The organism is Vibrio sp. McD22-P3 (assembly GCF_021568915.1).
Lineage (GTDB): Bacteria > Pseudomonadota > Gammaproteobacteria > Enterobacterales > Vibrionaceae > Vibrio > Vibrio mediterranei.
Window position 1 is genome coordinate 18,370 of the sequence record NZ_JAKGTN010000002.1, and the last position, 15,749, is coordinate 34,118.

A 15,749-nucleotide genomic window follows, 5' to 3' on the forward strand; every position below is an offset into this window, starting at 1 on the left:
TTTTGTTAGCCTAGACTATGACTTAGGTGCTTTGCTTCCACAGCAAAGCACCATTTCCTTGCTGGGCCAATATATCGTCAGGATTTCTTAGTCGACAGCGACTTAGCGAGAGGCAACCACAACCAATGCACTCCCCAAGCTCGTCTCTAAGTTTGGTCATTAGCCAAATTTTCTCATCTAATATTCGCTTCCAGTTTTTGCCCATAGACTCCCACTCTTCTTGAGAGGGGGCTCTATGAATAGGAAGCACCGACAATGCCTCTTTAATCTCTTCTAGGCTGAGCCCGAGTTGCTGTCCTGTTTTAATAACCGCTATACGTCGCAAGACTGAGCTGTCATAGCGACGTTGATTCCCTTGGTTTCGCCAACTAGAAATCATTCCTTTCTGCTCGTAAAAATGCAGTGCTGATACAGCAACTTCCGCACGCTTTGCTACCTGACCGACTGATAATTCCATTTCATTCTCCTTTTACACTCAAGTATAGCTTGACCTCAAGTAATGTTGAGGTATTAGCATTGAAGCAACTCACAAAGATAAAGGAATGATGATGAAAAGGACTTCGCTGCAACATCTCTCTGCACTGCTGTTCGATGGTATCGCTTCAGGGATGATGTTAATGGCGCTCCCATGGAGCATCTTGACGCAAGGAAACAACAGTACATTCTTGGCTATACTCACGTTATGTTGCACGGCGTTATCGTTCTTTGCGACCCCATTCTTTGCTACGGCTATTGACCGTTTTTCGCGAAAGCATATCTTAGCACTGGTCCAACTATTACAGGCGCTAGCTGCATTACTCGTTGTTTTTACTTGGTATATTGAACCGAATGCACTTTGGCCCCTTGCTGTTGCTCAACTGGTTTTTTGGTTAACTAACGATCTTGCATGGGGGACAAACGGTGCATTCACTCAAGAGCTCTATAAAAGATCAGATTATGCAAAAATCTCTGGACAACAAGAGATCGTCCTACAGATGATCACCCTGACTGCAGGCGGCTTAGGCGTATTGTTATTGGAACAGTGGTCAATCGAGTACTTTGCCTTGTTGGCCATGTTACTTTCTGTCAGCGCTATGATTTGCTATGCCAGCATCCATTACAAACCAAAGCAACGCGAGACCAAGCATGTATCTTTTATGACACAGCTGAGCGAATCTAAAGCCATATTTTCACGCTCACCGATGTTTTTCTTGTTTGTTGCTCTGTCCTGTCTGAGTTACCCAATGATGACTTACTTGTCTAAGTTGGTGCCTATCTATTTTTCCGAGCAAAACATTGAAGGTCATTGGTTTGCTTGGTGGCAAATCAATTATGGTTTAGGCGCGATGTTATGCGGAGTTATCATTACGCAGCTACTGATTCGTTTTCGACAAGAACAACTAATGATTGTCAGTGTTGTCGGGTTAGCGGTGTTATTGAGTGTACTAGCTAGCTCGATGTCAGCACTTAGTCTCGTTATTTTTGCGTTATTTATTGGCTTATTCAATGCGACCAATCGAATCGCTAGAGTAAATAAGCTGCATGAAACGATTGATAATAGAGTTCGAGGCAGAGTAGATGGTGGAATGAAGTTATTCTCTACTTTTGTTCAAAGTATGAGTTATGTTCTTATCGCCTATTTGACTCACTACGATCTTACGGAGCTTGGGTTTGCGGTGGCCGCCGTTGTGATGATGTTAGCCGCTTTGGGTATGTTGTTATTGTATAAAGATAAAAATAATACTCATACGTTACAAAGCTATTGAGGTTTTGCCGGTAATGGCGTTGGGACAGGCTGCGCTGCTTCTTCGGGTTTGGATATGGTAATACTACGGATGAATCGACTGAAGTAGAGTTCTTTTACCAGCTCGTCGCAGCGTTCAGTTGTTAGATTGCGTTTCCATTGCTCGCTGCTCACGGAGATGCGAGTTTGATTGGTTGCTCGATAGCCGTTGGCAACTTCGCATAGCTCTATTGTGTCCATGTAATTAGGGTAAGTATTAACTGATGAGGAGCGAAGGCCAAGCTGATTCATTTGATATGACGAACAGCCCGTCATGATGAGCAAGGTGAAAGATAACAGTGCTTTTATTCTCATAGCAGTTAGTGGTTTGTCCTAGGTTTGTGCGCAAACGCTCATACTAAACACTATTTGAGACAGATAAAGAGAAGTTTTAAACACAGGTCACCTAACAGCAAAAATTAACACTGCTCAGACATTTAGACGATCTATACTGGACGGAATTTATCGTGTTGCGGTAGTGACGTTTCTGAAAAATGAGGAGAATAGGGATGGTGGATTCTATCAACGTAGATGTAGTTGTACTCGGTGGTGGACCTGGAGGTTATACCGCAGCTTTTCGCGCGGCTGATCTTGGACTGTCTGTATGTCTAGTAGAGAAGCAAGATACTTTGGGTGGCGTGTGTGTAAACGTAGGCTGTATACCATCCAAAACCTTATTGCATGCAGCGGCGTTAATTGAACATGCCCAGCATGGAAAGCAAATGGGTATCGCATTTGGTACTCCAAGCATAGACATTGACGGTTTACGATCTCACAAAGAAAACACGATATCAGAGCTGACGAAAGGAATTGCTAACCTAGCAAAAGCTCGCAAGATAACACGCGTTCAAGGTGTTGGTCAGTTTACCTCACGCAATGCACTGTCAGTGGTTGGTGAATCAGAAACGCAAATCTTGTTTAAGCATGCCATCATCGCAACCGGATCACATTCAGTATCACTTCCTATCGCGCCTAATGATCCGAGGATTTGGGACTCTACCGACGCACTAGCGCTGACGACGATTCCTAACAAACTGCTGATCATTGGCGGCGGGATTATTGGTCTAGAAATGGCACAAGTGTATTCAGCATTGGGATCGCAGATCACTATTGTCGAGGCACAAGAGCAAGTGATTCCTGCAGCAGATAAAGACATTGTTCAACCTTTAGTTAAGTCGGTTAAGAAGCGCTATCAAATGTTGACCAAGACGTTGGTGACTGGCATTGAAGCGGGTACTGATGCTATCACGGTATCTTTTGACGGTAAGAAAGCACCAGAAAGCGAGTGTTTTGATGCTGTATTAGTGGCTGTTGGGCGCAGGCCAAACACGTCCAACTTAGGGTTGGATTTGCTAGGCATTGAGGTTGATAAACAGGGGCTTATTCCTGTGAATGACAAGATGCAAACCAGCGTCCCTAATATTTTTGCTATCGGTGACATCGTCAAAGGACCGATGTTGGCTCACAAGGCAACACACGAAGGCAAGGTGGCCTCAGAGGTTATCGCTGGTATGGATTCAACTTTTCATGCTGTAGCCATTCCATCGGTGGCATACACCAGTCCGGAGATCGCTTGGGTCGGTGTGACAGAGAAGGAAGCTAAGCAGCAAGGTATAGAATTCCAAACAGGCAAAGTGCCTTGGTTGGTCAGTGGTCGAGCTCAGAGTGTTGGGGCGACGAATGGCGTCACCAAAGCGCTTTTCTGTGCCGAAACAGGTACGCTTTTAGGTGCAGGGATTTGTGGAGAAAATGCTGGGGAACTCATTCACGAAGCAGCTGCGATGTTAGAGCTAGGGGGGCGTGCTAAAGATATCGCTCACACTGTTCATGCTCATCCTACATTAGCAGAAACCTTTGCCTTTGCTGCTGAATTGGTTGAAGGCTCTATGACCGATATGTTACCTCCCCGCAAGAAATAACCAATATCGAACGTCTTGTTACCAAGAGACGATGCCCACTTGTTAAAGCAAGGGGGCATCATTGGAGAGTTGGTTGTTTTTAGTATTATCCTTGTGTCACTTGCAATACAATTTTCCCGATATGGCTTTTCTCTACAAATTCCCGTTGTGCCTGTTTGATATCTGATAATGCAAACACTTTCCCCACCAGTGGTTTTATTTGTGAGTGTTCGATTCGGCTGATTAGGTTTGGAAATACCTCATCTTCGAGCCCAGTACAGCCGAAAAAAGACAGATCTTTTAGATACAGTGTTCGAACGTCGAGTTCGACCATCGCGCCACCAATAGCACCAGAGACGGCATAGCGGCCTTTGGGTTGCATCACTTTAAGTAACTCTGGCCATTGAGGACCTGCAACGAGATCAACGACAACACTAACGCTGTTTCTACCCAATGTATCCACCAAGCTTTCACCACGTGATACCGTTTTATCGGCACCGATATCAAGTAAGGCTGATGCCTTCGATTCACTAGTTACTGCAATCACCTTAGCACCACGTGCTTTCGCCAACTGCACTGCAGCAGAACCCACACCGCCCGATGCGCCAGTGACTAAAACAGTATCATTAGCTGTGACTGATGCTCTGGTGAGCATGTTTTCTGCGGTTGAGTAAGAACACGGAAAAGAGGCGAGCTCAATGTCGCTGTAGCTTGAATTTACACTGTAAGCCTGGCGAGAATCCACTACGGTATATTCTGCAAAACCACCATCACACTCAGAGCCAAAGTACCAGAAGTGATCAAGGCGTTCTCCATCGGCGTACCGAAGGCAAGGATCAATGAGCACGCGTTCGCCAATTCGAGCATCGTCAATATGCTCTCCTACAGCGATAATATGACCACAAACGTCCGCACCTTGAATTCTTGGTAGAGAAAGAGCATTGCCAGACCAGCCTGCATCTTCACTATCGTTATCGCCCTTGGAGTACCAGCCAATACGAGTGTTGATATCGGTGTTGTTTACGCCTGCGGCGCTGACTTTAATGAGAACTTCATTAGCGGCTGGTTTAGGAACCGCGATGTCTGATTTAACGACAAGTTGTTCTAAGTCACCGTGCCCAATGAGCTGAACGCCAGTCATAATTGAACTCATGTGTGGTTTCCTTTTTTAGTTGTTTGATGTTGTCGCTGTGAATAGAGCGCTGACTGCCGTTTTAGCGGCACTCACGGCAGCTTCTCCCAGGATAGGGTAAGCGGCCGTGATACCTTCATGAAGTACATATAACGCCTGACTTAGATCTTCACGACCACTTATCTGCGCCAATTGTTGAATTACCGCATGTTTATAGATTTCAACTGCGGAGTGAATTTCTGCATTGTCAGGAAATGCCGCTAGAGCATTTGCAGAAAGACATCCTTTTGGTGCGTTCTGCCTCATCCAGTGACTAAGCGTATCAAACGCCGATAAGGTGGCAGTCAAGCCAGGAGCACTGTGGCAGCTTTCTAGTAACGATAGGTAACGTTGATGACGATAATCCAGCGCGCCCACGACCATACTTTCTTTAGAAGGAAAATATTTATAAAGCGTTCGCATACTGACACCAGAAAGTGCTTTTAGCTCAGCAACACTCGGTTCTGCAAACCCTTTTTGCGCAAAAGCACGTTCCAGGTTCTCGGCTATTTGTTGTTGGGGCATCGTAAAACCTATGGGTAGAATGTTTGTACTACCTATAGGGTAGAGTAATTGTTCTACACCTGTCAATTATTATCATGCTTAACAAATAATGTTTATTTTTATAACAAACATGACTTTGGTTATAGAAAAATAAGGCTCGTGTTGATTTATCTTATCCGACCAGTTATCGTTTAACTAACAAGTTGTTAACATGAGGTGGTCGGCATGCATTTCGATGAATTATTAGAAAAAGCTAATCAATGTGCTCAAACTGGAGAGCATATGGCCATTCCATCTTCGTGGGGTCAAGGCAGAACGGTGTTTGGTGGTTTATCTGCCTCTCTGTTGTATACCATCATGCAATCCAAAGTTAATGGTGAACGTGTATTGCGTTCATTGAACACCAATTTTGTTGGTCCGCTGCTTGTAGATGTGCCTTTCACATTTGAAGTCGAAGTGTTACGTGAAGGAAAAAGCGTGTCTCAGATGAGTGCTCGATTGATTCAAAATGGTCAGGTTGCTGTTTTTCAGCAAGGGTGTTTTGGGGCAGATCGCGACTCGAATATTAGTGTTAACAACAACGATAACCACATCATGCCACTGCCGGATGAACTACCTAGATTTCCTGATGTGGCTCAAGGTGCCCCTAATTATACATCGCATATCGATCTTGCTTTGGCTAGAGGTCATCTACCATTTACTGCAAGTAAAGACTCACATACTTGGGGTTGGATGCGATTCAAGCAAGCTCCAAAACAGATTACAGATGCACATCTTATTTGTTTGGTCGACGCATGGCCTCCAGGTGTGCTGCAAATGATGTCAACGCCCGCGCCTGCCAGCAGCATGATGTGGAACTTGGAATTTATCCATCCTCACCAACCTGTTGAACCAGAAGATTGGTTTGCTTACCAATCTCATACTCGTCAGGCGGCTCAAGGATACGCGCATGCTCAGGCCAATATATGGAACAATAGAGGTCAGTTGGTGGCAGTCAGTCGTCAGAGCATCGCAATCTTCGATTGATAACAAGAAGACATAACTAGGAGAGACATGCTCTCCTAGTGCTAAGAAATTATCTTCATGGCTTCAACGATAGCGTTTTGGTCATTTGAGGCTTTCGTTACCACATCCGCACAGTTTTTCAGTTTCTTTGTCGCATTATTTACCGCAATGCCAAGTCCTGCACACTGCAACATGGATACATCGTTGTCGTTATCGCCGATTGCCACAACATCTTCAAGCTCAATGCCTAACGAAGTGGCTAAGCGTGAAAGCATGGCGCCTTTACTATTGCCTTTTTTGTTAAAGCCAATGCGGTTAAACCAGGACTGTTCGTAGCTGAAATTTTCATAAATCAGCGGGTCAGAGATAAAGGCATCAATATCATTTGGACTACCTTCTGTTACGAACGTCCAGATATGCTTGCAATCGCTCAGCGCGCTCGCGAAATCAGTAACACGCTCTATTTTGGGCTGGATGTTTGGCTCGAGCGTGGTGCCCCATGACTCCAATTTTGAGATGTAATTAGCGGGATGTTGGTAACAAAGCAAGATTTTGTCGTCAGCATAAGCAATCAGATCGAGAGACTCAGACTGAGAAACAAAGTGCGCCACTCGCTGTTTGTCTATAGGCTCAGCAAAAGTAATTTGTTGGTTTTCGAACTGGTAGACATAAGAGCCATTACAACAGATGGCCGGAGTGTGCAATTGCAGCAGTTGGTGATAGTAGGCGACGGTGGTGTGGTGGCGACCTGTCGTTAAGATGATGTTTGTTGTTGCAGCTATGGAGCGAATTATTTGCTGGGTTTGGGTATCAATCTCCCCTTGTGAATTGAGTAGCGTTCCATCTAGATCAATGGCGATGAGCTTATACTTCATGTTGTACCTCAACTTGATTAGGTTGCAAACCAATCGCTGTTGCGGCATTGATTAGCGCGCTCATTGTCATGAACACGCGGGGGGTGAGATCGCGTCCTGTTTCTAAGAAGCTGTTCACTCCCCATTTTGAGCTCATAATCAGCAGATAGTAGCCCCTTGCCGTGCGAGGTTTAAGGGCTATTGCCCCTTCAATATCACCTCTTGCAAAATGATGTTTGAATTCCTTTAGCAGCATTCAGATGTTCCTTTCTTCAGATAAAAAAAAGGGGGCGAATATCGCCCCCGGTTCGCCTTATAGGAATGCTTTATATGGAAGCTCCGGCTCATTTTTGAAGATGTCTTTGAAGCCGCGGAAATGCTGGTAGTGCATGCGACCTTTATCTGTTGGATAGGTGTATTTACCACCGACTTGCCAGAAGAAAGGTGCAAAACTGTACTGCAGACGGTCTTTCTTCATATTCCAAAGTACTTCGATTTCTTTAGGATCGTTTTGGAAGTTAGCCCAAATATCGTGGTGGAACGGCATGACTACCTCACAGTCTAAAGATTCAGCTGCGCGAAGGATGTCAGATGACGTCATTTTATCAGTGACACCGCGAGGGTTTTCACCATAAGACAATAGGGCTACGTCTATTTGGTACTCGTTACCGTGTGCTGCGTAGTAGTTTGAATAGTGTGAGTCACCTGAGTGGTATACGCTACCGCCTGTAGTCTCAATCAAGTAGTTTACAGCGCGTTTATCCATACCATCTAGGATCTCTTTATCATACGAAGAAGTACCTTCTGGCAGAGTTACTAGAGCCGTTCGGTCAAATGAGTCTAAAACGCGAATCTTCATATCGCCCACTTCAAGAACGTCACCTACTTTTGCCACGATACAACGATCTTCTGGAACACCCCAGCCCATCCATAGGTCAACACACGCTTGTGGACCAATGAATTTTACATGATCGCCACAGTTCTGTAGTACTGCCGCCGCCACGTTAACATCGATATGATCGGCGTGATCGTGAGAGGCCATAACTGCGTCGATGTCTTTGATCGCAAAGGGATCAAGTGGGAAAATTGCTGTACGTAAGTTTGGTTGGAGTGCTTCAACACCACCCATACGCATCATTTGGTGTTGGTTTTTCATGAACTGGTTCTTTTGTGTTTTTTTACCAGTACCACACCAGAAATCGATAGTAACGTTAGTATTGCCCTCACTCTTAAGCCAAATACCCGTGCAGCCTAACCACCACATTGAAAATGTGTTTGGCTCTACGACAGTATTTTCAATCTCTTCATTTAGCCAAGTACCCCACTCAGGGAAAGTGCTTAAAATCCATGATTCACGAGTAATTTCATTTACGTTGCTCATAACAATACCTTTTATTTCAATAAATTGGTCAAATTTTGGATGTAGGGTGCCTAGCACCTCTTTTTGCAAAGAGGTACTTGGTTATTTTTTCTGGACTTGGTTAGTTAATTATTTACACGAGAAGCACTTCGGTGCCGTTACTTCTTATTGCTTCTATCACTTCAGGGTTGGCATCTTTGCCAGTAATCAAGATATCTATTTTGTCTGCTGGGCAGAAAAGCATGCCAGTGCGATTACCTATTTTCGAGCTATCTACCACAACAACGAGTTTGTCGATCTGTTCTACCATTTGCTGCTCAGATACTGCGGTTAACATATCCGCTTTGTACAAACCGTTTTCAGTGAGCCCTTTACCACTGGTAAACATCCAGTGGCCAGCGTATCCGCCTAAAGAGTTTGGTGACGGATTAAGAAATATGTTCTGTGCTTTGTTGTATTGCCCGCCAATAATGATGACATCTTCATGATCCTCATTAATTAAATAGCTGGCGAGTGGAAAATAGTTCGTCACTATTTGCACATCTTGCTGGCATAGCTCTTGTCCTAATAAGAAAGCTGTTGAACCACAGTTAATCACAACGCTATCGCCTGGTTGACACAAAGAGGCGGCTTTCACTGCAATGCGTGATTTTTCGTGGTAATGATCGGTGGTATCAATATTGAGCGGGCTCCAAGCCTTGCGCTTAATCTCAATACGTTCTGCACCATTTCTTACTTTTTTTAATTTACCTAGCTCATCTAGTTTTGCGATATCACGTCTGGCGGTTGCAGGCGAAACATCGAAGTTCTCGATGATGTGAGCCACATTGATGACTCGCTTTTCATCAAGTAGAGACAAGATTCCATCATGTCTTTGTAATTCATTCATGGTTATCACCTTAATTTGTCATCAAGTGATTACTTGGTGATTATTTTTGATTTGTAATGATTCTATTTTGCTCAGGGCGGACTGTCAAATTCTCTCGCCCTAAAAGTGCTAAGTAAATCACTAAAAATAGTTAAGCTGTTGATATTAAAAAGTTTGTTGTTTTTGTGTGTGATCGTGTTGGCAAAAATACAGTTTATAGAACGCGAAAATTGATAAAAATCAAAATAATCATAAATGAGCATTGAATGATTACTTATGATTGGTAATGTTTGTGTTGTGAGCAACTACTGAACAGAACATCAGTGAACGACACGGACAATCTCTGACCTACACATAAATATAAAACATTACCAAGGGGCAAGAATATGGAGTTTCTATACGACATCTTCTACATATTTTACAGTCAAGTAATGACCAAAGCGCCGCTGCTACTGGGTCTGGTAACTTGTATTGGTTACTGGCTACTCAGACGTGACGGCACCACCATCATCAAAGGTACAATCAAAACTATTGTCGGCTTTATGCTGGTACAAGTCGGGGCGGGAACCTTAGTCGCAGGTTTCAAACCCGTAATTGAAAAACTCTCTGAGTTCCACGGACTCACCGGTTCGGTCATTGACCCATACACATCAATGATGGCTACTATGGAGACGATGGGTGATAACTACTCATGGGTAGGCTATGCCGTTCTTTTAGCACTCGGCATCAACATTCTACTAGTTCTTTTCCGCCGCTATACCGGTATTCGAACCATCATGCTTACTGGACATATCATGTTCCAACAAGCGGGTTTGATCGCAGTATTCTACTTCGTGCTTGGTGCTAGTATGTGGGAAACGATCATCTATTCAGCAATTCTGATGGCGCTGTATTGGGGTATCTCCGCCAATATCATGTTTAAGCCAACAGAAGCCGTCACCGGTGGCGCTGGGTTCTCAATTGGTCACCAACAACAGGTTGCTTCTTGGATTGCTACCAAAGTGGCACCAAAACTGGGTGACAAAAATGATAGCGTTGACCAATTAGAACTGCCTAAATGGTTGCACATATTCCACGATAGCATCGCGGCAACAGCGATCGTGATGACGGTTTTCTTCGGTATTATCCTTCTTTCATTTGGCCTCGATAACCTACAAACCATGGCTGGAAGCACGCACTGGACAATCTACATCCTTGAGACTGGTCTTAAGTTTGCGGTAGCGATTCAGGTTATTGTTGCCGGTGTTCGTATGTTTGTCGCTGAGCTGTCAGAAGCTTTCAAAGGTATTTCTGAGCGAGTAATTCCAAACGCGGTATTGGCAATTGACTGTGCGGCTATCTACGCATTCTCTCCAAACGCAATGGTATTTGGTTTCATGTGGGGTGCGATTGGTCAGTTCGTCGCGGTTCTTGCGATGTTAGCGTTTGATGCGCCAATCATGATCATTCCTGGATTCATTCCAATGTTCTTCTCTAACGCAACGATCGGTGTGTTTGCTAACCACTTTGGTGGCTGGAAAGCGGTAATGAAGATCTGTTTCGTAATGGGCATCATCGAAGTTGTGGGTTCGGCTTGGGCTATCCACTTATTCACCCAACAAGGCACTGAGTTCAGCGGCTGGATGGGTATGGCGGACTGGGCGTTAATTTTCCCACCAATCATGCAAGGTCTATCTGCATCTAACTTGTTCTTCTTCGTTCTTGTCGCGCTATCTGGTGTGTACATGTTCTACGCATCACGTGCATTGCGTGCAGAAGAAGATGCTCAAGGTACGGTAACGGTTACAGAAGAACCAGAAGTGATTGAAGCTGTAGCTAAAGCGGTAGAAGCCAGCGACGGTGTACGTCCAGTAAGCATCCTTGCTGTGTGCGGTAACGGTCAAGGTTCATCAATGATGATGAAGATGAAGATTGGTAAGTATCTTGAGAAGAAAGGCATACCCCACGTGATGGATTCATGTGCCGTGTCTGACTACAAATCGAAACTCGCATCTACCGACATCATCGTGTCATCTAAGCACCTTTCTGCTGAGATGGATCCAGGCGATGGCAAGTTTGTGCTGGGTGTACAAAACATGCTTAACCCAAATTCATTTGGTGATGAGCTACTCGACATCATAAACACCAACTTCGCAACACAAAAATAATAACGACACACCAAAAAGGGCCAGCGTAATGGCTGGCCCGATGAAGGAGATAAATCATGGCTCTGAAGCAATCCCTAATCGAAAACAACTCTATCAAATTGCACGCTCATGCGGGTGATTGGCGTGAAGCGATTACCATTGGTACCGACATGCTTATTGCCTCTGGCGCTATCAAGCCCTCTTACCATGAGGCCATCATCAGTAGTGTAGAAAAATTAGGTCCTTACATCTGTATCGCTCCGAATCTTGCACTTCCTCATGCGAGACCAGAAGACGGTGTGATTAAAACCGCGTTTGCACTAGTGACTCTGAACACGCCAGTCTATTTCGAAGGTGAAGATGAGCCTGTCGATGTGTTGATTACTTTAGCGGGTAGTTCGTCTGATGAGCATATGGAAGGCTTAATGGAAGTTACCCAGGTACTCGATGATGAAGACAGTGAAACGGGCGTTGATCTCGATAAATTGCGCCGCTGCCAATCAAAAGAAGACATCTACCGCGTTATCGATGAAGCCTTAGCCGCTGAGATGGCTTAACGGAGGCGTTATGTATCAAGCACTAAAACAACGAGTTCTCGCTGCCAATCTCGCATTACCAAAATATGGACTAGTGACGTTTACTTGGGGCAATGTCTCTGAAATTGACCGCGAACGTGGCGTCATTGCGATTAAACCATCTGGCGTTGAATACGATGACATGAAGGTGGATGACATCGTAGTGATTGATCTTGATGGCAACCGAGTGGAAGGGTCGCTAAATCCATCCAGTGATACCGATACGCATGTTGAACTCTATAAAGCGTTTCCGGAAATTGGTGGCATCGTTCATACCCACTCACGCAGCGCTACTATTTGGGCTCAAGCGGGCATTGATATCCCGTCACTGGGTACGACCCATGCAGACTATTTTTACGGCGACATTCCTTGTACGCGTAAGCTAACTAAAGCGGAGATCGCAGGGGAGTACGAGCGCAATACTGGTTTGGTGATAGTGGAGGAATTTAACCAACGCAATATCAAACCGATGTCGATTCCAAGTGTGATTGTAGCTGGACACGCGCCATTTTCTTGGGGCAAAGATGGTCACGATGCGGTTCACAACGCTGTCGTGCTTGAAGAAATCTCGGCGATGGCATTAGCGACACGTTCTCTCAATAGCGGTATCAAGATTCAACCAGAACTGTCAGACAAGCATTACTTGCGTAAGCATGGTGAGAACGCCTATTACGGCCAGAGGTAAGCCTATGTATAAAGTACTAGCTCTTGATTTAGATGGCACGGTATTAACGGATGACCACACGATTCACCCGGAGGTGAAATCTGCTATCCACATGGCTCGAACGCAATGTCATGTCGTCATTGTTACTGGCCGACATCATACCGCAGCAAAGCCTTTCTACGATGAGCTAGAGCTGACGACGCCAATCATATGTTGCAACGGTACCTATGTGTATGACTACCAACGAGATGAGGTAGTAGAGCATAACGCTATCGATAAAGACAATGCGTTGAAGTTCATTGAACTAGCCACTGAATTTCAAATGAAAATGGTGATGTACGTAACGCATGAGATGACGTACAGCCGAGCCAATCCTATTGCTTATATGCAAGCGCTGGAGTCTTGGGCAATGCAATTTCCGAAGCAGCATCAGCCACAAATACGCAAGATAGATTCGTTCAGCCAATTGGCACAACAGACTGATTATGTGTGGAAATTTGTGGTGGAGGGCGCGCCGAGTTCGGTTCAGCGTCTCTCAGAACACTCTTGGATAAAGCGCAATTTTAATGGTGAGCGCTCTTGGTCCAATCGTATTGATTTTGCCGCTCAAGGGAATAGCAAAGGTAAACGATTGGCTGATTATGTCAAAGGACTTGGCTACGAAGCACATCATGTCATTGCTGCTGGTGACAACCACAATGACATTTCCATGCTTGAGTATGCCGGGCTTGGCATCGCCATGAAAAATGCCGATGAGATGGTAAAACAAAGCGCCAAAATCACCTGCAAAACGAATAACAACGAAGACGGCCTTGCCCGTTTAATACGTGAAAAAATTAAAGGATAAGTAAGATGACTAAACCAATGATTCAAATCGCTCTAGATCAAACCAATCTATCTGCAGCGATTGAAGTAGCAAACAATGTAGAGAGCTTTGTGGATGTGATTGAAGTAGGCACCATTCTCGCGTTTGCAGAAGGAATGAATGCAGTAAAAACACTAAGAGCGAACCACCCTGAGCATGTACTTGTTTGCGACATGAAAACTACTGATGGTGGTGCAATTCTTTCTAAAATGGCATTTGAAGCTGGTGCAGACTGGATCACGGTGTCAGCTGCCGCTCATATTGCAACCATAGGCGCATGTAAGAAAGTTGCTGATGAGTTTAACGGTGAAATTCAAATTGAAATTTACGGCAACTGGACCATGGAAGATGCGCAAGCATGGGTAGATCTAGGTATCAAGCAAGCCATCTATCACCGCTCTCGCGATGCAGAACTTGCGGGTGTTGGTTGGACTGAAGAAGACTTAGTTAAAATGCGTCAATTGTCGGACTTAGGCATCGAGCTATCCATTACAGGTGGTATCGTGCCAGAAGATTTGTACTTATTTGAAGGCATTAAGGCAAAAACGTTTATCGCAGGTCGTGCACTCGCGGGCGAGAACGGAAAAGCGACCGCAGAAGCACTGCGTGCGCAAATTGACCGTTTCTGGAACTAAGGAGCCACTATGTTTCAGATGCTAGATAGACCGCGGATGGGACTGTATGAAAAGGCGTTGCCTAATGAACTGTCGTGGGAAGAAAAACTGCAACAAACCAAGCTGCTCGGTTTCGATTTCTTAGAAATTTCCGTCGATGAATCGGATGAAAGAAGAAGCCGCTTAGATTGGGATGACGAGACCATTTACGATCTGAAAAGGTTATGCGAACGCTACGAGATCCCTTTGCAATCAATGTGTCTTAGTGCTCACCGCAAGTACCCTTATGGCTCTTTGGATCCACAAGTACGTCAACAAGCACACCTACATATGGAAAAAGCGATTACGTTGGCGTTTAAATTGGGTATCCGAACCATCCAGCTCGCGGGCTATGATGTTTATTATGAGCCAGCTAACCAAGAGACGCACCAGAACTTTATCCAAGGGATGAAGCAAGCTGCAAAAATGGCAGAGCGAGCTGGTGTGATGCTAGCGGTCGAGATAATGGATACCTGTTACCTCAACTCATTAAGCAAATTTGAAGTGCTTAATCGTGAAGTAAACTCGCCATTTTTCACGGCCTATCCTGACGTGGGTAATATCTCAGGTTGGAATTATGACGTATCGACGGAACTGGCCTTGAGTATGCCGCACATTGTGCAAATTCACCTTAAAGACACTTATAAAGTTACCAACGATTACCAAGGTCAGTTTAGGGATTTGGTGATTGGTGATGGTGAAGTGGATTTTGAGGCGATTATCGAGACACTTAAACGTACCGATTGTGTTGTACCAATGGTGATTGAAATGTGGGCGCAAGATGATAACTGGCGCGAAAATATTGAGATAGCCAAGCAACGATTAAACCATGTTTGTCAGAGCGTGGAGGTACCTCTGCTGTTTAGCTAGTTGGCAAACATTGGTTAATATGAGCTCCTGAAGTAAGACGCAGCGATTTCCCTCCAAGCTGCGTCTTTTTTCATCTATTGACATCCCTCGTTGATTACCTCAGAGTTAGCCCTCCATTTTCGACACTAAGCCTGCTATGAAACTTCTGCATCTCCAATTATTTTGGCATCAAACACAGAATACGTTGCTAGAAATGGAAGATCTTCCCGTTTTGACTGAGCAACAGCAGCGAGATTTCAAACTGTGGATGAAAAAACGTAGGAAAATCCTAAGCTTTGAAGTACATCAACAATCATGGGTCAAGGTTAACCAAGATGGCTTTAGTTCGCTTATTGAGCTACGTCCTAATGGTAGTTTAGTTGAGCGTGATATGTTTGGCGGCAGGTCGTTATCGGGTTTGTGGAAAGTCATTGATGGGTTACTGTTTATTAAAGTGATCAGCGGCGAGTTCATCGTTGAATATCAAATCGCAGGTAGTTCTGAGCAGAATATTCACGATGGTGTAGAGTACATAAACGGTAAGGTCAGTACTTACAGTAAATTTGTTCAAGTCAAAGCATAGTAACGAACGTTG

The 15,749-nt window shown here is 44.7% G+C and carries 18 protein-coding genes; 10 read left to right on the forward strand and 8 right to left on the reverse strand.

The features are described from left to right. Positions 1–22: 22 nt before the first annotated feature. Complete coding sequence (gene soxR / locus L2W36_RS02175) at positions 23–457, reverse strand: redox-sensitive transcriptional activator SoxR (protein WP_006069722.1); 435 nt, start codon at positions 455–457, stop codon at positions 23–25. Between the two features lie 85 nt (positions 458–542). On the opposite strand from soxR, the gene L2W36_RS02180 reads away from it, so the two are divergent. Then, positions 543–1,745 carry an MFS transporter gene (locus L2W36_RS02180; RefSeq protein ID WP_236109207.1) on the forward strand — a complete coding sequence of 401 codons (1,203 nt, stop codon included), beginning with the start codon at positions 543–545 and terminating at the stop codon, positions 1,743–1,745. Here L2W36_RS02180 and L2W36_RS02185 read toward each other — a convergent pair. After that, positions 1,739–2,077: a hypothetical protein gene (locus L2W36_RS02185; protein WP_006069724.1), complete on the reverse strand. Its 339-nt coding sequence runs from the start codon at positions 2,075–2,077 to the stop codon at positions 1,739–1,741. The two genes, L2W36_RS02180 and L2W36_RS02185, sit on opposite strands and share 7 nt — an antisense overlap. A 194-nt stretch (positions 2,078–2,271) precedes the next feature. Between L2W36_RS02185 and lpdA the strand changes: the two genes are divergently transcribed. Continuing rightward, positions 2,272–3,681, forward strand: coding sequence for a dihydrolipoyl dehydrogenase (gene lpdA, locus L2W36_RS02190; RefSeq protein ID WP_198559315.1), 1,410 nt, complete (start codon positions 2,272–2,274; stop codon positions 3,679–3,681). 85 nt (positions 3,682–3,766) lie between these two features. Here lpdA and L2W36_RS02195 read toward each other — a convergent pair whose 3' ends face one another. Further along, positions 3,767–4,813, reverse strand: coding sequence for an alcohol dehydrogenase family protein (locus tag L2W36_RS02195; protein ID WP_236109208.1), 1,047 nt, complete (start codon positions 4,811–4,813; stop codon positions 3,767–3,769). A gap of 15 nt (positions 4,814–4,828) precedes the next feature. Beyond that, positions 4,829–5,356 (reverse strand): TetR/AcrR family transcriptional regulator, encoded by a 528-nt coding sequence (locus L2W36_RS02200; RefSeq protein ID WP_236109209.1) that lies wholly within the window; start codon positions 5,354–5,356, stop codon positions 4,829–4,831. 204 nt (positions 5,357–5,560) lie between these two features. Here L2W36_RS02200 and L2W36_RS02205 point away from each other — a divergent pair, with 204 nt between their 5' ends. Continuing rightward, positions 5,561–6,361: an acyl-CoA thioesterase gene (locus L2W36_RS02205; protein WP_236109210.1), complete on the forward strand. Its 801-nt coding sequence runs from the start codon at positions 5,561–5,563 to the stop codon at positions 6,359–6,361. Between the two features lie 41 nt (positions 6,362–6,402). On the opposite strand, the gene L2W36_RS02210 is transcribed toward L2W36_RS02205, so the two are convergent. From L2W36_RS02210 to ulaR, 4 genes are all read right to left on the reverse strand, one after another. Beyond that, on the reverse strand, positions 6,403–7,215 hold the full coding sequence (locus L2W36_RS02210) for a Cof-type HAD-IIB family hydrolase (protein ID WP_236109211.1): 813 nt from the start codon (positions 7,213–7,215) through the stop codon (positions 6,403–6,405). After that, positions 7,205–7,450, reverse strand: coding sequence for a hypothetical protein (locus tag L2W36_RS02215; protein ID WP_062456470.1), 246 nt, complete (start codon positions 7,448–7,450; stop codon positions 7,205–7,207). The genes L2W36_RS02210 and L2W36_RS02215 overlap by 11 nt, the downstream gene beginning before the upstream one ends. Positions 7,451–7,507: 57 nt before the next feature. Beyond that, on the reverse strand, positions 7,508–8,575 hold the full coding sequence (ulaG, locus tag L2W36_RS02220; RefSeq protein ID WP_006069731.1) for an L-ascorbate 6-phosphate lactonase: 1,068 nt from the start codon (positions 8,573–8,575) through the stop codon (positions 7,508–7,510). Positions 8,576–8,687: 112 nt separating this feature from the next. After that, positions 8,688–9,443: an HTH-type transcriptional regulator UlaR gene (gene ulaR, locus L2W36_RS02225; RefSeq protein ID WP_006069732.1), complete on the reverse strand. Its 756-nt coding sequence runs from the start codon at positions 9,441–9,443 to the stop codon at positions 8,688–8,690. Between the two features lie 365 nt (positions 9,444–9,808). Here ulaR and L2W36_RS02230 point away from each other — a divergent pair, with 365 nt between their 5' ends. From L2W36_RS02230 to L2W36_RS02260, 7 genes are all read left to right on the forward strand, one after another. Next, a complete protein-coding gene (locus L2W36_RS02230) occupies positions 9,809–11,569 on the forward strand; it encodes a PTS ascorbate-specific subunit IIBC (RefSeq protein ID WP_006069733.1) in 1,761 nt (586 codons plus the stop codon). Positions 11,570–11,625: 56 nt separating this feature from the next. Further along, complete coding sequence (locus L2W36_RS02235; protein WP_006069734.1) at positions 11,626–12,105, forward strand: PTS sugar transporter subunit IIA; 480 nt, start codon at positions 11,626–11,628, stop codon at positions 12,103–12,105. 10 nt (positions 12,106–12,115) lie between these two features. Continuing rightward, positions 12,116–12,808, forward strand: a complete 693-nt coding sequence (locus L2W36_RS02240; RefSeq protein ID WP_006069735.1) for an L-ribulose-5-phosphate 4-epimerase — start codon at positions 12,116–12,118, stop codon at positions 12,806–12,808. 4 nt (positions 12,809–12,812) lie between these two features. Then, positions 12,813–13,634 (forward strand): Cof-type HAD-IIB family hydrolase, encoded by an 822-nt coding sequence (locus tag L2W36_RS02245; RefSeq protein WP_006069736.1) that lies wholly within the window; start codon positions 12,813–12,815, stop codon positions 13,632–13,634. Positions 13,635–13,639: 5 nt separating this feature from the next. Beyond that, a complete protein-coding gene (locus tag L2W36_RS02250) occupies positions 13,640–14,287 on the forward strand; it encodes a 3-keto-L-gulonate-6-phosphate decarboxylase UlaD (RefSeq protein ID WP_006069737.1) in 648 nt (215 codons plus the stop codon). A gap of 9 nt (positions 14,288–14,296) precedes the next feature. Beyond that, entirely contained in the window at positions 14,297–15,175 is an 879-nt protein-coding gene (locus L2W36_RS02255; RefSeq protein ID WP_236109212.1) for an L-ribulose-5-phosphate 3-epimerase, read from the forward strand. A gap of 136 nt (positions 15,176–15,311) precedes the next feature. Then, positions 15,312–15,737, forward strand: a complete 426-nt coding sequence (locus tag L2W36_RS02260) for a hypothetical protein (RefSeq protein WP_031493570.1) — start codon at positions 15,312–15,314, stop codon at positions 15,735–15,737. The last annotated feature ends 12 nt before the right edge of the window (positions 15,738–15,749 follow it).